This is a genomic window from Galbibacter sp. BG1, from assembly GCF_013391805.1.
Classification (GTDB): Bacteria; Bacteroidota; Bacteroidia; order Flavobacteriales; family Flavobacteriaceae; genus Galbibacter.
Map to the genome: position 1 here is coordinate 3,366,357 of NZ_CP058364.1, position 18,348 is coordinate 3,384,704.

16 protein-coding genes are annotated in these 18,348 nt (G+C 36.5%); 9 read left to right on the forward strand and 7 right to left on the reverse strand.

Going from position 1 to position 18,348, the window contains the following annotated elements; all coding sequences use genetic code 11:
* Positions 1–31: 31 nt before the first annotated feature.
* A complete protein-coding gene (locus HX109_RS14630; RefSeq protein ID WP_178953319.1) occupies positions 32–1,537 on the reverse strand; it encodes a DEAD/DEAH box helicase in 1,506 nt (501 codons plus the stop codon).
* Between the two features lie 259 nt (positions 1,538–1,796).
* On the opposite strand from HX109_RS14630, the gene HX109_RS14635 reads away from it, so the two are divergent.
* The 4 genes from HX109_RS14635 (at position 1,797) to HX109_RS14650 (ending at position 7,101) form a co-directional block, all read left to right on the forward strand.
* Positions 1,797–2,225 carry a peptidylprolyl isomerase gene (locus HX109_RS14635; protein ID WP_178953321.1) on the forward strand — a complete coding sequence of 143 codons (429 nt, stop codon included), beginning with the start codon at positions 1,797–1,799 and terminating at the stop codon, positions 2,223–2,225.
* 220 nt (positions 2,226–2,445) lie between these two features.
* Positions 2,446–3,309 (forward strand): RNA polymerase sigma factor RpoD/SigA, encoded by an 864-nt coding sequence (locus tag HX109_RS14640; RefSeq protein ID WP_178953323.1) that lies wholly within the window; start codon positions 2,446–2,448, stop codon positions 3,307–3,309.
* A gap of 156 nt (positions 3,310–3,465) precedes the next feature.
* The gene (locus HX109_RS14645; protein WP_317170425.1) at positions 3,466–5,715 is read left to right on the forward strand and encodes a transglycosylase domain-containing protein; all 2,250 of its coding nucleotides are present in this window, start codon (positions 3,466–3,468) and stop codon (positions 5,713–5,715) included.
* Between the two features lie 81 nt (positions 5,716–5,796).
* Complete coding sequence (locus HX109_RS14650) at positions 5,797–7,101, forward strand: mechanosensitive ion channel family protein (RefSeq protein WP_178953334.1); 1,305 nt, start codon at positions 5,797–5,799, stop codon at positions 7,099–7,101.
* Positions 7,102–7,117: 16 nt separating this feature from the next.
* Here the strand turns inward: HX109_RS14650 and HX109_RS14655 are convergent, their stop codons facing one another.
* The 3 genes from HX109_RS14655 to HX109_RS14665 all read right to left on the reverse strand — a co-directional run bounded on the left by HX109_RS14655 (position 7,118) and on the right by HX109_RS14665 (position 11,538).
* The gene (locus HX109_RS14655) at positions 7,118–9,082 is read right to left on the reverse strand and encodes a hypothetical protein (protein ID WP_178953335.1); all 1,965 of its coding nucleotides are present in this window, start codon (positions 9,080–9,082) and stop codon (positions 7,118–7,120) included.
* 200 nt (positions 9,083–9,282) lie between these two features.
* Complete coding sequence (locus HX109_RS14660) at positions 9,283–10,179, reverse strand: DUF72 domain-containing protein (RefSeq protein WP_178953337.1); 897 nt, start codon at positions 10,177–10,179, stop codon at positions 9,283–9,285.
* 6 nt (positions 10,180–10,185) lie between these two features.
* Positions 10,186–11,538 carry an NAD-dependent succinate-semialdehyde dehydrogenase gene (locus tag HX109_RS14665; protein ID WP_178953339.1) on the reverse strand — a complete coding sequence of 451 codons (1,353 nt, stop codon included), beginning with the start codon at positions 11,536–11,538 and terminating at the stop codon, positions 10,186–10,188.
* Between the two features lie 177 nt (positions 11,539–11,715).
* Here HX109_RS14665 and HX109_RS14670 point away from each other — a divergent pair, with 177 nt between their 5' ends.
* Both HX109_RS14670 and HX109_RS14675 read left to right on the forward strand, forming a co-directional pair.
* A complete protein-coding gene (locus tag HX109_RS14670; RefSeq protein WP_178953341.1) occupies positions 11,716–12,123 on the forward strand; it encodes a glyoxalase in 408 nt (135 codons plus the stop codon).
* A gap of 65 nt (positions 12,124–12,188) precedes the next feature.
* Entirely contained in the window at positions 12,189–12,644 is a 456-nt protein-coding gene (locus HX109_RS14675; protein ID WP_178953343.1) for a GNAT family N-acetyltransferase, read from the forward strand.
* A 220-nt stretch (positions 12,645–12,864) separates the two neighbouring features.
* Here the strand turns inward: HX109_RS14675 and HX109_RS14680 are convergent, their stop codons facing one another.
* Positions 12,865–13,545 carry a DUF2461 domain-containing protein gene (locus tag HX109_RS14680; protein WP_178953345.1) on the reverse strand — a complete coding sequence of 227 codons (681 nt, stop codon included), beginning with the start codon at positions 13,543–13,545 and terminating at the stop codon, positions 12,865–12,867.
* A 95-nt stretch (positions 13,546–13,640) separates the two neighbouring features.
* Here HX109_RS14680 and epsC point away from each other — a divergent pair, with 95 nt between their 5' ends.
* From epsC to HX109_RS14695, 3 genes are all read left to right on the forward strand, one after another.
* Positions 13,641–14,429, forward strand: a complete 789-nt coding sequence (epsC, locus tag HX109_RS14685) for a serine O-acetyltransferase EpsC (protein WP_178953347.1) — start codon at positions 13,641–13,643, stop codon at positions 14,427–14,429.
* Entirely contained in the window at positions 14,422–15,315 is an 894-nt protein-coding gene (gene cysM / locus HX109_RS14690) for a cysteine synthase CysM (protein WP_178953349.1), read from the forward strand. The genes epsC and cysM overlap by 8 nt, the downstream gene beginning before the upstream one ends.
* A 352-nt stretch (positions 15,316–15,667) precedes the next feature.
* The gene (locus HX109_RS14695) at positions 15,668–16,504 is read left to right on the forward strand and encodes a sulfite exporter TauE/SafE family protein (RefSeq protein WP_178953351.1); all 837 of its coding nucleotides are present in this window, start codon (positions 15,668–15,670) and stop codon (positions 16,502–16,504) included.
* A gap of 114 nt (positions 16,505–16,618) precedes the next feature.
* Here the strand turns inward: HX109_RS14695 and corA are convergent, their stop codons facing one another.
* Entirely contained in the window at positions 16,619–17,710 is a 1,092-nt protein-coding gene (corA, locus tag HX109_RS14700; protein ID WP_178953353.1) for a magnesium/cobalt transporter CorA, read from the reverse strand.
* 36 nt (positions 17,711–17,746) lie between these two features.
* Positions 17,747–18,343, reverse strand: coding sequence for a bifunctional phosphoribosyl-AMP cyclohydrolase/phosphoribosyl-ATP diphosphatase HisIE (gene hisIE, locus HX109_RS14705; protein ID WP_178953355.1), 597 nt, complete (start codon positions 18,341–18,343; stop codon positions 17,747–17,749).
* Between the last annotated feature and the right edge of the window lie 5 nt (positions 18,344–18,348).

The following is an 18,348-nucleotide window of genomic DNA, read 5'->3' on the forward strand; positions in this document are numbered from 1 at the left end:
AACAAAAAAGAGCCGTAAAACGGCTCTTTTTTTATGACTGGTATTCTTTTACAATATTCATTCGAAGTTTCCTAAAATAGTCTTCTGCAAGCCAATCCCTATAGTTTTTTGTGCTTTTGCTTATGCAATACGAATAGCGTTTTATACGGCTATCGATATCGTCTTTCAATTCCATGGCAAGCATTCGTGCCTCATAGGCATCTTCACTATTTTCCACGCACATTTCGGTGTGTTGTTCTAAAGACTTTTCTAAGATAATTTTAGATCGCAATCCTTTTTTTATCACATCATCATATAAGTTTTCAATATCAAAGGAAACATCTTCGGTTTTATCAAACTTTTTACGTAATTGGGCTGGCATTTCGTAAACGAAATTACTTTCAATCTCCTCGTCATCTTTAATGTTTTCTAAATAAAAGTCTGGATACTTGAAAATATGTTGCCAATCTACAGGCTCGCTCCACAGTCCGAAACGTGCCACATTATTCCCCAAATCGATTACGGTAAACCTATTTTTTTTCTCTAGTACCCTAGATCCACGACCAATCATCTGGAAATAAAGGGTAAGCGATCTTGTCGCCCTGTTTAAGATAATGGTTTCCACGGAAGGTTCATCAAATCCTGTGGTTAAAATACTCACAGAACTTAAAATAGCATCTGGGGTATTTTTAAACCATTTCAATATCTCCTTTCGTTCCTTGTTACTGTGTGTATTGTCGAGATGCCTTACCGGGTAACCTGCCTCCCGAAACATTTCGTACACATACCAAGATGTATTTATACCGTTGTTAAAAATAAGGGTCTTCTTTCCTTTGGATTTTTCTTCGTAAGCATACAAAAGCTTTTCCTGCATCTCCAAGTTGGAATACAGAGCTTCAGAAGATTTAACCGTATAATCCCCGTTGATTCCCACTTTTAATGCCCCAAGACCTACATCGTAGGAATATGTTTCCGCTTTCGCCAAAAAGCCCTTATTGATCAATGTTTTTATAGCTTCCCCAATGATAAGTTCATTGTAATTGTCTTTCATGGGAAGTTTAATGTTCGAACTTAAGGGAGTAGCTGTAACACCCAGAATAAAACTATTTTTAAAATAGGACAGTAATTTTCTAAAAGAATTGTAATGTGCTTCATCTATAATTACAAGGCCAACATCATCAATTTTAAGTTTGTTATCATTGAGACGGTTTTTAAGCGTTTCCACCATGGCCACAAAGCACATATACTCCTCTTGATCGGGTAATTCTTTTACTTTGCTGTTTATAACCTTGTTTTTAACATTAAAACCACGCAACATTTTAGAGGTTTGTTTACTCAACTCGATTCTATGGGTAAGCACCACCACTTTTTTGTTGTATTGCTGAATGTATCTCCTTACAATTTCAGAAAAAATTACCGTTTTCCCCCCTCCAGTTGGGAGTTGATATAACAAATGATAATTTGGAGGCTGATTTTGAATACGATCAAATATCTCGTCTATTGCCCCTTTTTGATAATCGTAGAGCTCCTTTTTTTCTTCTTCTTCAATCGTAAACATGCTTCTTTATTAGGTAAATGGTTAAACGTGCAAATTTAGCTAGTTTTATGTTTAATGTGAAATTTAAATTGGAGATAAACACAAGATTAACAAATAACCCCATTATTTAGAGCGATTTTACATTTATAAAAACCTAGCTGCAAGTACTTTAAACAATACTTAACATTAATGCTATGGTCTTTCCATAAATTTGCTGTAGTTTCGCACTTTAAGTAAAAACGTAAGTTTGCACAGAGGCAAACACAATTAAAATTTTTGTATGAGTCAAGTAAAGGAAAACGACACAGTTAAAGTTCATTACACAGGAAAATTAGAAGACGGTCAAGTTTTTGATAGTTCTCTGGAAAGAGAGCCATTGGAATTTACACTTGGTCAAGGTCAATTAATCCCTGGGTTTGAAAATGGAATTTTAAATATGTCGGTTAACGAAAAAAAGACTATTAATATTCCATCTTCTGAAGCCTATGGAGACGTAAGGGAAGAATTACTTCAAGAAATCCCAAAAAGTGAGCTTCCAGAAAATATAGAACCTAAGCAAGGAATGGGACTTGTTTCCCGCACTCCAGAAGGAAGAGAAATCCAACTAGTGGTTGCCGATGTAAAAGACGAGTCTATCGTTGTAGATGCCAACCATCCATTAGCTGGAAAAGATCTAGTATTTGATATTGAGGTATTGGAGATTAAGTAATTTCCACATCTTTAAAATAGAAGAAAAAGCCTGAGAAATGTAAAAATTTTCTCAGGCTTCTTTTATTAAAAATTTCTTAAATAAATTAACGAAATCAACTTATTTCTTAATTATTTCCCAATTTAATGCTCCAAAAGTAATTAAATCAATAGTTTATTTGCTTTTCTGAAAAAAAATGGTTATTAATGCGAGGTTAATAAAAGTTTATAGAAAAAAATATATGAGACAACTAAAAATTATAAAGCAGGTAACCAACCGAGAATCGAAGTCTTTAGATAAGTATTTACAAGACATAAGTAAGATCGATATGATCACTGCCGATGAAGAAGTAGAATTGGCACAACGAATTCGAGAGGGAGACCAGGTTGCCTTGGAAAAATTAACGAAAGCTAATTTGCGCTTTGTAGTTTCAGTTGCCAAGCAATACCAAAATCAGGGATTAAAATTACCTGACCTTATTAACGAAGGAAACCTAGGTCTGGTAAAAGCAGCCAAAAGGTTTGATGAAACCCGAGGGTTTAAGTTTATTTCTTATGCTGTTTGGTGGATTCGTCAATCTATTCTTCAAGCTTTGGCAGAGCAATCCCGTATTGTAAGGTTACCGCTCAACAAAATTGGTTCTATAAATAAAATTAACAAAGCGTATTCATTTTTAGAACAAGAGCATGAGCGCGCACCTTCTGCGGAAGAAATTGCCAAAGAATTGGATATGACGGTTAAGGACGTGAAACAGTCCATGAGAAACTCCGGAAGACACCTATCTATGGATGCGCCGTTAAAAGAAGGGGAAACCTCCAATCTGTACGATGTAGTAAGGTCTGGGGAGTCTCCAAATCCAGATAAAGACTTATTGCACGATTCCCTTAATATTGAAATTAACCGGGCATTAGAAACCCTTACCAACAGGGAAGCAGACGTTATAAGGTTAAATTATGGGATCGGGGACCAACAACCAATGACCCTAGAAGAAATTGGGGATGTTTTCGACTTGACTCGCGAGCGAGTAAGACAAATTCGTGAAAAAGGAATAAGACGATTAAGACATAATTCCAGAAGTAAAATACTAAAAATGTATTTAGGATAGTTTTACTTTTATAGTAATTACAATCCCGCTTTATTCAAGCGGGATTTTTTTGTGCCAATAAACTTTGCGTCCCTTTTTATACGTTAACTTTAATAGTTATTTAACCTTAGTTGAATTAAATATTTTGTTTGTTTGTAGGCTATGATAAAAACCTTCTTGAAAAAATATAAAAAGCATATTTTAATTGCTTTTGGAAGCCTTTTGGGGCTTTTTATTGTTTTTGTTTTAAGTGTTTATTTAGGTGCTTGGGGACCAATTCCATCAGAAGATGAATTAAAAAATTTAGATCTCGACCAAGCTACCGAAATCCTGGCGGATGATGGCCGACTATTGGGTAAACTTTACATAAACGACCGCCAACCAATTGTTTTTGATAGTATTCCTGAAAATTTAATACATGCGCTTGTTGCCACAGAAGACGCCCGTTTCTACGAACATAACGGCGTAGACAATAGAAGTTTGCTGAGAGTTTTATTTAAATCTATTCTTTTACAAGATGAATCTTCTGGAGGGGGAAGTACCATAAGCCAACAGCTGGCAAAAAATCTATATCCAAGAAAAAACCTAGGATCTTTAGGGATTTTAGTTCATAAATTGCGGGAATCCATTATTGCAAAAAGACTGGAAAAGGTATACTCTAAAGAAGAAATTCTTTTAAATTACCTCAATACCGTACCTTTTAGCGATAATACATATGGCATAGAGAGTGCATCCAAGCATTTTTTCAATAAATCTACCCACCAATTATCCACAAGTGAAGCAGCAACATTAATCGGCTCTTTAAAAGCCACATATTATTACAATCCGAAACTATTCCCCCAGCGGAGCTTAGAGCGCCGAAATGTAGTTTTAAGTCAGATGAAGAATTATAATTATCTGGACGAAGAAGCCTACGATAGCCTTGTAAAAGATTCTTTAAAGCTAGACCTTCAAGAATACAGTTATAACGATGGCTTGGCGCCTTATTTTAGGGAACATGTACGGTTGTACCTAAAAGATTGGCTCCGGGAATACAACGAAAAGAAAGATACTTCCATTAACATCTATACTGATGGTTTAAAAATATACACGACCATTAACTACGAGATGCAACAACTAGCCGAACAGGCCGTCACAGAGCATATTAGCAGCCTTCAGCAGCAGTTTGAAGCCAGTTATGGGGAATCTGCCCCATGGTTAACGAACAAGCCTCTTATTGAAACAGAGCTCTCTAAAACCTTGGCCTATAAAAAACTGGCTAATAAAGATTATTCCAAAGAGCAAATCTGGGATTCCCTTCAGCAAAAAAAACCGATGAGCGTATTTTCTTGGGAAGGGAAACAAAAAGATACCATGAGCACTATCGACAGCATTCAACACTATTTAAAGTTTTTGAATTGTGGATTTGTAGCGATCAATCCGAAAAACGGTGCTTTAAAAACTTGGGTTGGAGGTATTAATTACGAATATTTTAAATACGATCATGTAATTCAGAGCAAACGCCAAGTAGGTTCAACCTTTAAACCATTTGTATATACTACCGCACTTGAGAATGGCGTAGACCCTTGCTCCTACTTTTCCATCGCTCCTGTTGAATATGAAAACTTAAAGGGTTGGACACCCAAAAATGCTACAGAAGAAGAGGATAATGACCAAGATTATATGAACTATTCCATGGAATTTGCCTTGAGCAATTCCATAAACACCATTGCAGTAAAAGTTTTGGAAAAGGCAGGTATACAAAATACCATTCTACAAGCTCAAAAAATGGGCATCTCCTCTACCCTTCCAGAAGTGCCTTCCCTAGCGTTAGGTACGGCGGAAGTAAGCCTTATGGAAATGGCAAAAGCCTATACCAGCTATGTAAATAAGAGCAAACCAGCAGAACCATTCTTTATCAACAAAATAGAAGATCATTACGGAAATTCTTTATGGGAACCTAAAAAAAAGAAGTCCGAAAGTGAGGAAGCTTTTTCAGACACAACGAGGGAAATAATGCTGGAAATGATGAAATCCACCATAAATTCTGGTACCGCCGCTAGATTACGGTCTACCTATGGATTAACCAATGATATTGCCGGAAAAACGGGAACTACACAAAACAATAAAGATGCTTGGTTCGTGGGCATTACCCCTAAATTGGTAAGTGTAACTTGGGTAGGACTCGATAATCATCAAATAGGTTTTAAAACTACGGCCATGGGTCAAGGAGCAAATGCAGCCTTACCTATTTTTGGGAAGTGGTACCTACAAATGAGCAAGAATAAAGATTTTAACACCATCACCCGTGCTAAATTTGATAAGCCATCTGAGGAAGTGTTGGAAAGTTTAGACTGTGATGTAGAAAAAAAAGATGGATTTTTTAAACGTTTATTTTCCAACCCAGACAAGAAGAAACGGAAAAAATTCAAAACAAAAGACAATTAAGGGTTTCCTTCAATTTTCTAGTAACTTTGCAATAAGTTCTTTTAACGGAAAAGAAACTAATATAGAACTGCATTAAAATTTATGGAAGAAAAAAGCGAGTTATTATCAAATCTAAGTTGTATAGTTCACGATTGGTTATTGCGAAATAACTATACCGAGGGTACTGCGCAAAAACTCAACCTTTTGGTAAATTTAATTGCGTTGATCGTGGTGGTCTATCTCATAGATTTATTATTACGGACTGTCGTAGTCAAGTTTTTCTACGCTTTCACCAATAAAAGTCAGACTACTTTTGATGATTATTTGGTAAAGAGCAATTTTCCAAAATACGTAGCTAGAATTTTTCCTGTGGTTCTGGTAAAACAATTAATTCCCTATGTATTTACCGATTTTCACGAACTACAGTTTTTCTTTCTGAAAATAACCGATATCTACATTATTCTTCTCGTGGTGTTTATTCTGAGAAGTATTGTACGGAGCATTAAAAATTACCTGCGCACTACCGATCGGTTTTACGATAAGCCATTGGATAGTTACGCTCAGGTGGTTATTATTTTTATTTGGTTTTTCGGGTTGATATTTGCTTTTTCTGAATTAACCGGACTTTCAATTGTAAAGTTCCTAACTACTTTGGGAGCCGCTTCTGCCATTCTTCTATTAATTTTTAAAGATACCATTTTAGGCTTTGTAGCAAGTATACAAACTTCTGCCAACGATATGGTGCGCATTGGAGATTGGATCACCATGGAAAAATATGGCGCCGATGGAGATGTTATCGAAATTAACTTGGCGACGGTAAAGGTTCGAAATTTCGATTATACCATAACCACCATTCCCACCTACGCCTTAATATCAGATTCTTTTAAGAACTGGCGGGGTATGCAGGAAAGTGGAGGGAGACGTATTAAACGTGCTATTTATATTAAAGCTTCTAGTGTAAAATTCTTAACAGATGAAGATTTAGAAAAGTACAAAAGCATACAAACAATACAGCAATACATTGACCACCGTCAAAAAGACATTAAAAAATTTAACCAAGAACAGGGTTACAACAAGGATCAGAATATCGTAAATGGTAGAAATCAAACAAACTTGGGGATTTTTAGGAAATATTGCGACCTCTATCTTCAAAATCATTCAGCTACGAACAAAGATATGCTTATGATGACACGGCATCTCGCCCCTACTGCACAGGGAATACCAATAGAAATTTACGTTTTTTCCAGCGACAAGCGATGGGAGAATTACGAGCGTATCATGGCTGATATTTTTGAGCATATCGTAGCTGCCGTACCACACTTCGATTTAGAAATATTTGAAAACCCTTCTGGAACAGATTTGAAAAGGGCATTGGAATCCATTTTCAATAATAAAGGTGCATCATAGTTAAACGAAGACTTTACTATTTATTTTTATTTACCCTTATTGTAATGTTTCGATTGGTTATTACTGTTCGAACGTTTACAAGCAATTGCGCACTATCTGAAAAAAATGGTGTTCCGCAAGCAAAATCTGGATCGGTAGTTGCCACTCTATAGAGATACCCATTCATATTTATTTCTGTTTTATCAATGGTAAGATTATCGGTGGTTACGCCGCTGTAAAACGCATCATTTGACAAATCAATAAAATTCTCACCTCCATCAGTACTTACTTGCCACTGCAAGCTATCGGCACCTGTAACGTCTATGGCAAGCGAGGTATTCTGCCCAGCAAAAACTTGAGCGTCTTCCGGCTGCAGACTAATCTCCGGGGCAGGCCCAAATTCCAAAAAGTCTAAAATACCATTACTATCTTCATCCAAAGCCGACGCATACCCCCCAAAACCTATAACTTTTCCATCATTATCAACGGATATCGGCGCAGAACCTAGAACTCCATCACCTTCACCGTCTAAAAAGCCAGCTTCTTTCACATCGAAGCAAAGGTCACCATCGCTTTCCAAAACCAAGTGGTTTGGACTCGCATTCCCATCTGTATCATAAACATCTGGAATTCCATTTCCATTATTATCTAAATAACTGGTTAAACTACCATCACCGATACCTCCATCATTCACTACGTCCTTCCAGTTTGGTATCCCGTCCCCATCATTATCACCGTCTGGAACGTTCCCCGAAGCTTCATAAATATCTTCCAAGCCATCGTTATCATCATCCAAATCAAAACTATTGCTAATCCCATCATTATCCGAATCGAAACACTCTATTTCATAAGCCCCAGGCTCGCAACCGTCGTACATTCCCCGTAGCAATCCCCTTTGATCTTTACCACCTACGGCTACCCCACAATTTTGGCCACCCAGTGCATTTAAAACAGCAGAATCGCAAGGTAAAGATAATGATGAAGTAGTTCCCCGATTCAAGCTTAAGGTAGTAGCCAATTTTATAGCCGTATTATTGCTTAAAGTCATACTAGCCAAACATGATCCAGTTGTGTTTGTCCAATTACCTCCTCCATCAGTAATGTTACCCGAGCAATTGAGGGTTACTCCGGTATCCAATTTATTATCTAGGATTATGGAATTGGATATGGTAGTACTTCCATTACCTGAAATGGCAGCATCGTCATCACTTTCGTTAAAAGCCACCGTACAAAACTGTAAAGTTATGGTGGCTCCACTGGTACGTATGGCTCCGGCTGAGTTCGTACCACTTCCTGAAGTTCCTATACCCGTCTCATTATAAGCGATCGTTGAATTAGCTATGGAAACCTGGGAACTATCGCTAAAATCCAATCCGCCACCATCATCTCTTGCTTTGTTTTCGTAAAACGAGCTATTTTTAATGTTGACTATACAATTTACCGATTTTAAAGCACCACCATCGTTGGCTGTAGAATTATAAATCTCTACATTTTCAAGAAATAAATTTGTCTGCTCCACATAAATGGCGCCCCCATTACTACCGGGATCATTTAATCCAGCACCACCATCTTTAGTTCCTGCATTTCCATTTCGCATAACCAAGTTTTTAATGGTAACCTCTCGTTGAGTACTGTTAGTTCCTAAATTAAGATCACATAAGAAAATACGGCTTCCTACGGCACTATCCTCCACGCTATTCCAACCCCCATCGATAATGAGTCCAGGGGCATCTTTAGCATCTATTACTATGTGCTTGGTAATTACCAGCTCCCCGCCGGGCAAATTTATAACGCTATTTGCCAAAGCGGGAGCAAATAAAATAGTGTCTTTTAAATTTGAAGTATTTGCATTGGCTATCACTCCCCTTAAAGATCCAAGACCGCTATCTGCAGTGGTGGTAACAGTATAAGTGGTTTGCGAAAAACTTATAAAACTTACTAAAAAAAGGGAGATTATAAATAACTTTTGTGCATGCGTAGGCGTAAACATATTCTTTATCATTCTTTTTTGAGGGCTTCAATTTTTTTTTCAAAAATGACAATTTCAACACATACAAGAAAAATTAATGTTGTAAAAACCGCTCTTAGTGTTGTTTAAGAATTATGAATAAAAAATAGTTTTAATTATTTTGTCTTTATGATTTTTTATGGGAATTTTATTCTATTAACTTCCATAAATTGATGCACTGAAACAAATAGTACTTAAAATAACTTAGGATCAATATTATCGTTGGTTTTCGGAATATTCAATTCCGTTCCCAATTCCTTATTTATTTTCTGAATAAAATATGATGATAACAACGGCGATTCCTTTTCGAGATTCTGATGAACAAAGAAATTAATATTGGTCAACCCCTGTTCTTTCCATTCCTTTAAGCGAGTGGCCCAATCATCCAATCTGGCATAGTCTGTTGGGTGGTTTGCTCCCACATACCTCACAAATGCTTCGTTATTGGTAAGGCGCATATGCATGAGATCCCTTCTTCCAGCAGTGTCCACCAGAACGTTGGCAACATTGTTTTCCTCCATTAAATGATACAGCTCCTCCGCCACTTTTTCATCATTAAACCAATCTGTATGTCTAAACTCTACTGCCAATGGGAGTTCCTTTGGCCAGATTTCAATAAAGTTCACAACCCTATCAAAATTCTTGGGAGCAAAGTTATTGTGCATCTGCAGGAATATGGTTCCTAATTTTTCTTTAAAATGAACAACCCCATCTAGATATTCGGGCAAGTATTTATCGGGATCTATTAACCGCTTCATATGGCTTACCATTTGGTTCACTTTCGGGAAAAACTTGAATTCGGCAGGGACTTTTTCGTACCATTTTTCAAATTGATCGGCAGGAAAGTTCCGATAGAAAGTAGAATTCATTTCAATGGCATTGAACTGGGAAGCATAATAAACCAACTCATCTTTTATGCCTCGTGGATAAAACCCCTTTAGATCTTGTTTATTCCATTTGGCACAACCTACATGAACTTCAAAAGGAAGGTTTTTATCTTTGTATTCATTCAAGACCACCGATGTTTGCGGATGATCTTCAGGAATCGTAAAATCTATATTTTCTGGATGTTCTACTTTACCAAACTTCATGCTATATTATTTTACGTACACAGTTTTTATATTTACGAACTCCTTAATTCCAAAACTACTTAATTCCCTTCCAAAGCCACTTATTTTAACCCCTCCAAAAGGAAGTCGGGGATCTGATTTTACCAACTCATTGATAAAAACAGCACCCTCGTTAAACTGAGGCGCTATTTTCTTGGCCATTTCTGTGTCTTTGGTAAATAGGGAAACTCCTAATCCGAATTTAGAATTATTTGATAGTTCTATCGCTTCCTCTATGGTTTTAAAAGTTTTAACCGCAATTACAGGTCCGAAAGTTTCTTCTTCAAAAACGGGCATATCCTCGGTAACGTCGCTTAAAATCGTAGGTTCGAAATAAGCATCCTTGCGCTTTCCACCTAGTAAGAGCTTTGCTCCCATTTCTACTGATTTTTTCACTTGGGCTTCCAATTCCTTTGCTAAACTTTCCTTCGCCATAACACCAATATAGGTCTCCTCCTCCATGGGGTCGCCACTTTTAAGGCTTTTTACCTTATCCAAGTAATTTTTCAGGAATTCATCGGCGATATCTTCATGTAATAATAACCTTTTGGCAGCAATACAGCTCTGGCCGGTGTTTTGGTATCTTGCATTGACCCCCACCGCAACAGCATTTTCCAAATTGGCATCCTTCATCACTATAAAAGCATTGTTTCCACCCAATTCCAATACCGCTTTTTTAATCTCGTCGGCAGCAATGCTCGCGACAGAACTCCCTGCTGGTTTGCTCCCTGTTAAAGTAACGGCCTTTATCTTTTCGTTCCTAATGATCTCTTCCACCTTATCGCTGCCAATCACCAAATTTTGAAATAATCCTTTTGGAAAACCAGCTTCTTCAAAAACTTCTTGAATATTATTCGCGCTTTCCATTACATTGGAGGCATGTTTTAAGACTGCTGCATTACCGGCCATTAAAGCAGGTGCCGCAAAGCGAAATACTTGCCAAAAAGGGAAATTCCAGGGCATCACTGCCAATAGCACCCCTAATGGCTCGTAGGAAACGTAACTCTCTTGCGCATCGGAAGTTATTTCTTCATTCGCTAAAAAACCTTCAGCATTTTCAGCGTAAAAATCGCATACCCAAGCACATTTTTCAATTTCAGAAATAGCCTGCTTTAAGGGTTTTCCCATCTCTTCAGAAATTACTTTACCATAATGTTCTTTTTTGGTTCTTAAAACGTTCCCAGCATTCTTCATCAAAGAAGCTCTCTCCTTAAAAGAGGTTTGCTTCCACTGCTTAAAAACGGTATCGCCATGGTCTATTTTATTTTTTATTTCTGAAGAATTTAAAGGCTGAAAACTATATATTTCCTCACCGGTATAGGGATTTACGGATGTAATCATCTAAAGCTATTTTAAAGTTAATGTTGTTGATTTGCTAAGTTACATCTCTTAGTTTATATTAAAAAGGCAGAAAGGGATATAAATTCTAAATTATTGTTTATAACATCGTTGAAAAGTATAAGAAAAGTGAATTTTAAGCGCTTAATAAATTTATACCTTTAAGAAAACTTCACTATTATGGACACCAGAACATCGGATTTACTTAGTGTACGTCCCGAAATTCCATCAGCAATAGTTTATGATTCAATGAGCAAAGAGGAACGTTTTCAAAACGTGACCCTTCGCCCGGTGATTAAACTGCAAAACGATTTATTAATTGAAGCTTTTAAAAATTACGCTCACAAGCACAAAGGTGTTTTCTTTACGTTTTCGCTAGAAAAGCGGTTTCATTACATCGAGAATGCCATTCAAAAAGACATTAAGTTTAGAAATTCTTTAAAGGGAATGATCATCGGTCAATTTACCGTTGAAGAATATCTTACGTACATTGAAAATTCATCTGCTTTAAACAAGCGAATGATGAATATTGTTGTTGAAAGGCTCAAAGACCAAATACAGCTTTTGGAGAATGAAATTTACGTCTAATCCATTTTAAAGTTTAGACTGAGATACTTTTGGTTTGAAATCAGCTTAAAAAACGAAAGAAGTAAATGAAATTTAGAAAAGCGACCAAAAATGAACTCACAAAAATTGTGGAAATGATTGCGGATGATGAACTTGGAAAGACAAGAGAAAATTATAAAATACCATTACCAAGTGAATATGATGTTGCTTTCGATAATATAAATTCTGACCAAAATCAGGAGCTAATTGTTTTAGAAAACGAGAATTCTGAAATTATTGGTACTCTACAATTGTCATTTATTCAGTACTTGACTTATTGTGGGGGAATTCGAGCGCAAATAGAAGCGGTTAGAATTAGAAAAGACAAAAGAGGTCTTGGAATTGGAAAAATAATGTTTGAGTGGGCGATTAAGCGAGCAAAAGTACGGAATGCTCATTTGTTACAATTAACTTCGGACAAAATGCGACCGAAAGCCATAAAATTCTATGAAGATTTAGGCTTTAAAGCAACTCACGAAGGCATGAAACTACACTTTAGATAAAAAAGTCAGTTGCCATTAAAGTATATCTAAAATCTGTTGAACTCAAAAAATAGGTCTTAATTATAAAGCCAATCAAGTTATTAAATTTTGGTATTAACGGGCATCGAAGATATTTTTTTTGGTTCAGTGATATGAACAAGTCTGATATGTTTTAAGACTGAAACGTTACCTGTTATATTGGGATTTAAATAAAATGCTCGGCCTCTAAATTTTCAATATGCTATCCTACCAAAGGAACCCCATTTAAATCGGTTGTCAATACATCACTCATATAATCAAAAAATGGGCGAACGATTTTAAAAGAGTCATTTACCTTTTCTAAAAAGTCAGGTGAGGTAGCTTCCTTATCTGAAAACTTTTTCATTACAATGAATTGCTTTTTCCGAATCAAATCAATAGCAGGATGCTCTTTATCGAATCCTCGCGGAGCTGTTTTCAACTCCTCACCTTCCAAAGTGCCAAATTCGTTTTTAAAATTTGAGTCGTTCAATAGTTCCCTAATTTCGCTGGCATCCATTTCAAATTCCTGGCGAATGCGTTTTAAATCTTTTTTTTCCGGAGCCCAAAATCCGCATGCCAAAAATGTATTTTCAGGTTCTATGTGCAAGTAATAGCCTCCTCTTAACCTAGGTTTCAATCTTCTAAACGCTCCAGAAAAATGTTCTTTATACGGTTGTTTATTTGCAGAAAAGCGAACATCCCTATAGATCCTAAACATTTTTACATCTTCTATTTCGTCATGGGTCCGAAGCTTTTCCAGTAAGGCATTGTAAAATTCTTTTACAAGTTTTTCTTCCTTTTTAAATTCCTTTTTATGCGCTGCAAACCAGTCCCTATCATTGTTTTTTTTCAATTCTTTCAAAAAACTATAGACAGATGGTGAAATGTGAGTAATAGCCATGCGACTTAGAAGTTTTGTTATAGTTTTATAAAGTTATAGAAATAGAATATGCTTTAGAACTATTTATTCTTAATTTTGATTTAAAAGATCGTCATATGGGAAATCCAATTGTTGATAGTATTATAAAACACAAACAACAACCCAATTTAAAGTTCAGATTAAAAGAAACTACGGAAAAGTTCACGAATTTACTTTTCTATACTCTTTTTGATGCTGAAACTCCGGTGGAAGAAAACATGAAACAATTAGAAACCACTTTTGAAGAGTTGGTTGAGCTGGCATGTTGGAACGTAGAAAAGCCGTGTGCGAAGGTTTGGGACAATTACACTGCAAAGCTGCCGCATATTTTAGAGCTGCTAAACTTAGATGCGCAGGCTTTTGTAGAAGATGATCCTGCGGCATTATCCATAGAAGAAGTCTACTTGTGCTACCCCGGTTTTTATGCCATTGCTATTTACAGACTGGCGCATGAACTATATGAAGTTGGTTTCCCATTAGTTCCGAGATTAATGACCGAATATGCACACAGACTTACTGGAGTGGATATAAACCCCGGCGCCGTTATTGGAAAATCCTTTTTTATAGACCATGCGACAGGTATTGTAATTGGCGAAACCGCCATTATAAAAGACCATGTAAGGATATATCAAGGGGTTACTTTGGGAGCTCTTTATGTAGCTAAAACGCTTAAGAATACCAAACGCCATCCCACCATAGAAAATAATGTAACTATTTATGCAAATGCCACAATTTTAGGTGGAGATACCGTTGTTGGCGAAAATAGTGTTATTGGCGGTAATGTGTGGATTACGAGATCCATTCCAGCAAATTCTGTAGTTTCTTTTACCCCAGAAATAAAAATAAAGACGGTAACAAATGAATAGTACATCTATACTAGACCAAATTGGAAATACTCCTTTGGTTGAATCTAAAGTTTTATTGAACAAACCCAATGTAAAGCTCCTGTTCAAATTGGAAGGTAATAATCCAGGGGGGAGTGTAAAAGACCGACCTGCTTATAACATGATAAAAAGTGCGTTGGAACGTGGGGATATTTCAGAAAAAACAAAACTCATTGAAGCCACCAGTGGAAATACAGGAATTGCCTTGGCGATGATTGCCAGTCTATTTCATTTGGATCTTGAGTTGGTAATGCCAGAGAATTCAACGAAAGAACGTATTCAAACGATGCGTGCTTATGGAGCCAAATTAACATTAACTTCTGCAGATGTTGGTATTGAAGGTTCTAGGGATTATGCTGAAGCCAAAGTAAAAAACGAAGGCTATGTCATGCTAAATCAGTTTGGGAACGATGACAACTGGAAAGCACACTACAAAACAACCGGACCCGAAATTTGGCGTGACACCGATGGCAAAGTAACACACTTTGTATCTTCTATGGGCACTACCGGAACCATTATGGGTACCTCTACCTTTTTAAAGGAAAAGAACCACCAAATACAAATTGTTGGAGTTCAACCCACAGACGAGTCCAGAATACCAGGAATACGAAAATGGCCAAAAGAATATTTGCCGAAAATCTTCAATCCGAAAAAGGTGGACCAAGTAATTGAAGTGAGCGAAACGGATGCCAGAAAAATGGCAAAAGAATTGGCCAGGAAAGAAGGCATTTTTTCAGGTATGAGCAGTGGTGGCGCAGTAACAGCCGCTTTAAAATTAGCAGAAACAATTGATAGTGGGGTTATTGTAGCAATTATATGCGATCGTGGAGATCGATATTTATCCTCCGATCTTTTTGATGAGGTGTAAACGAGACGTTATCAAAAAAAGGAAATATTGAATGATTTTCCAGAATTATTGGAAAACAGTATTACATCTTGTCTCCAAATTTGCCTCGGAAGGGACAATAGAATAAGCGTAGCCTAGTGAAATGGTTATTCAATCAAAATGCTTATTTTAGAACGGTTAAAATTTGACCTGGAAAGTTTTAATAGATTTTTACAGACTAAGGAGATTGGACTGAAAAACGCCAAAGACTATGAAATTTGGGAGTTTACTAATTAGAAATTGTTTAGCCATAACAAAATTCGACGCAAGTTTTCTAATCAGTGAGCCTCATTCAAATATTTGTTCCTTAGAAGATAATTGAATTTCTCAAATAATGGACACAGTAATTATCATCACCATCATTCTTATTCTTATCAGTATGACGATAAGTATGTTTGGTTCTGTGGTTGGTTTTGGGGGTGGAATTTTTATGGTTCCCATTCTAATTACTGTTTTTAATTTTCCATTAACCGTTGCCGTAGGGTCGGTTATGCTCTCCTTGATTCCCTCTTCCGTTATTTCCACTTTTTTAAACAGAAGGGAAGGTTTTGTAGATTTTAAAATGGGAATCCTTCTTGAAATTCCAACCATTTTGGGAGTTGTGGTAGGTAGTTTACTGCTCTCCTATATCTCTGCTGAACGTTTGGAAGTATTGTTTGCCGTTTTAGTACTTTTTTTAGGTATATCTTTCTTTCTGAAAAAGAAAAAAAAGAAAAAACGTGATAGCGGATTTTTCTATAAATTAAATAAATACAAGCCAAGATATATAATCAAAAATGAAAAGAACCACGTAGCGTATCGTTTCAGTGTATGGATGGTCTTGTTTTTTGGAATGCTGGCCGGAACTTTAGCCGGACTATTTGGTATAGGTGGTGGTTTTTTAAAAACTCCCATTATGCTGAAAGTATTTAAAATGCCTGTTAAAATAGCTACCGCCACCGCGCTTTTTATGATTATGATCACTAGCACTACAGGATCAATCACTCATTATATGCTTGGGCATATCGATCTTAGTAAAGCTTGGCCCATTATGCTTGGGTTTACCTTAGGCGCTATCGGCGGACAGCAACTAAACCTTAAAATGAAAAATGCAACCCTGGAAAAGTTGATAGGAATGGGACTGGTATTGGCTGCCCTGGTAATGATGTCTAATTTTATCATCAAAGGATAATTTATAGGCTATGTAATGTATTGATATACAGTTTTTATAATGTTACATGATTTATTTAGCTTACTACATCTTCCTAAATGAAGCAAATGTAATTGGAAGCTGCCAACTAATCAATCACAACCATTTCTTGCGCTTAAAAAATATAAGCATCCCCACAAGAATAATAAACATGATCGCCAAAACAATGTAGTAACCATATTCGCTATGCAGTTCTGGCATGTGCTGAAAATTCATTCCGTAGATACCGGCAATAAATGTGAGTGGGATAAAGATACTTGCCATAATGGTTAATACCTTCATGACTTCGTTCATTTTATTACTCATATTACTCATATACATTTCCATTAAGCTCATACTCATCTCACGGAGCATTTCTAATGTTTCATGAATTTGTATGCTATGGTCGTGAACATCACTTAAAAACAATTTGGTTTCCGGATGAAACAAGCGATGCTCTGTTTTTACCAAACGATTGGTAATTTCCCTAACCGGAAAAATGCTCTTTCGGATGGCCATTACCTCTTTTCGAAGGGATTGAATTTTATTTGCAATTTCTGGTTCAGGATTGTTGTATACCCTTTCTTCCAATAACTCTATTTGATTCGCTAAGTCTTCTAAAATCACAAAATATTGATCCACAATGGCATCAATAAGTGCAAAAAAGAGATAATCTGCACCCCTGGTGCGTATTCTACCAAATTTATTGGCCAAACGTTCCCTAACACCAGAAAAAACGTCCTCCTCCACTTCTTGAAATAAAAGCACGGCATGTTCGGTAAGGATTAAAGCCACGTGCTCTGTAACCAGCTTATAGGAATCGTCTAAGTACAACATCTTTAAAACACAAAACACGTAATCGTCGTACTCATCGATCTTTGGACGCTGATTGGTATTTACTAAATCTTCCAGTACAAGGGGATTGATATTGTAGTATTTCCCAAGCTTTTCTATCTCTTCCTCCTTGCTCAATCCCTGTACATTTATCCAAGAAACAGTATCGGTATCCCTGAATTTAAAAGCCTCTTCAATTTTATCAAGCACCTCACTCTCGTAAAAATCGTCGGCATAATCGGTTACCGAAACTTTATTTACCCCATCTTGACGAAGCCCCATGTAAGTGACTGTACCGGGAGCTTTCCCGATCTTTTTAAGTGACTTGAACGGTTTAGGGATTACTTTTTTGAGATTTAGTTTACTTTTTTTCATGAAATAATTTAAAGTAGGGTAATAAAAATACTAAACTTAATGTCTTTCTTCAAGAACCTTCACAATATCTTTTAAGGTATATCCTTTAGCCTGTAATAAAATTAAATAATGAAAAAGCAAATCTGCACTTTCATTTAAAAAGAGCTCCTCATTATCGTCTTTAGCTTCAATTACGGTTTCTACTGCTTCCTCCCCTACTTTTTGTGCTATTTTATTGATTCCGCTTCTAAAGAGCGAGGCCACATAACTCTTTTCGTCTTCCTTGTTTTCTTTTCTACTTTTAATTATCGATTCCAATTGACTGAGAAAACCGAATTTAGATTCGTTTTTTTCTGCCCAGCAGGTATCGGTGCCTTTATGGCAGGTAGGTCCCAACGGATTTACATACACCAACAGTGTATCGTTATCGCAATCTACTTTTATATCAACCAATTCAAGGAAATTTCCACTTTCCTCGCCTTTCGTCCACAGGCGTTGCTTTGTTCTACTGTAAAAGGTAACATTTTTAGTATCCAACGTTTTTCTATAGGCCTCTTCGTTCATATACCCCAACATTAAAACACTTTTCGTTTTAGCATCTTGAATTATTGCAGGTGCGAGTCCGTCATTATTTTTTTTAAAGTCTATATCCATTTTTC

Bases quoted from the DNA above. Each gene is read 5' to 3' on its own strand.
- HX109_RS14635 (WP_178953321.1), top strand. From the start codon at position 1,797: ATGAGTCAAGTAAAGGAAAACGACACAGTTAAAGTTCATTACACAGGA.
- HX109_RS14680 (WP_178953345.1), bottom strand. From the start codon at position 13,545: ATGGCTATTACTCACATTTCACCATCTGTCTATAGTTTTTTGAAAGAA.
- epsC (WP_178953347.1), top strand. From the start codon at position 13,641: ATGGGAAATCCAATTGTTGATAGTATTATAAAACACAAACAACAACCC.
- HX109_RS14630 (WP_178953319.1), bottom strand. From the start codon at position 1,537: ATGTTTACGATTGAAGAAGAAGAAAAAAAGGAGCTCTACGATTATCAA.
- HX109_RS14675 (WP_178953343.1), top strand. From the start codon at position 12,189: ATGAAATTTAGAAAAGCGACCAAAAATGAACTCACAAAAATTGTGGAA.
- HX109_RS14655 (WP_178953335.1), bottom strand. From the start codon at position 9,082: ATGATAAAGAATATGTTTACGCCTACGCATGCACAAAAGTTATTTATA.
- HX109_RS14695 (WP_178953351.1), top strand. From the start codon at position 15,668: ATGGACACAGTAATTATCATCACCATCATTCTTATTCTTATCAGTATG.
- HX109_RS14640 (WP_178953323.1), top strand. From the start codon at position 2,446: ATGAGACAACTAAAAATTATAAAGCAGGTAACCAACCGAGAATCGAAG.
- HX109_RS14670 (WP_178953341.1), top strand. From the start codon at position 11,716: ATGGACACCAGAACATCGGATTTACTTAGTGTACGTCCCGAAATTCCA.
- HX109_RS14650 (WP_178953334.1), top strand. From the start codon at position 5,797: ATGGAAGAAAAAAGCGAGTTATTATCAAATCTAAGTTGTATAGTTCAC.
- HX109_RS14665 (WP_178953339.1), bottom strand. From the start codon at position 11,538: ATGATTACATCCGTAAATCCCTATACCGGTGAGGAAATATATAGTTTT.
- hisIE (WP_178953355.1), bottom strand. From the start codon at position 18,343: ATGGATATAGACTTTAAAAAAAATAATGACGGACTCGCACCTGCAATA.
- corA (WP_178953353.1), bottom strand. From the start codon at position 17,710: ATGAAAAAAAGTAAACTAAATCTCAAAAAAGTAATCCCTAAACCGTTC.
- cysM (WP_178953349.1), top strand. From the start codon at position 14,422: ATGAATAGTACATCTATACTAGACCAAATTGGAAATACTCCTTTGGTT.
- HX109_RS14660 (WP_178953337.1), bottom strand. From the start codon at position 10,179: ATGAAGTTTGGTAAAGTAGAACATCCAGAAAATATAGATTTTACGATT.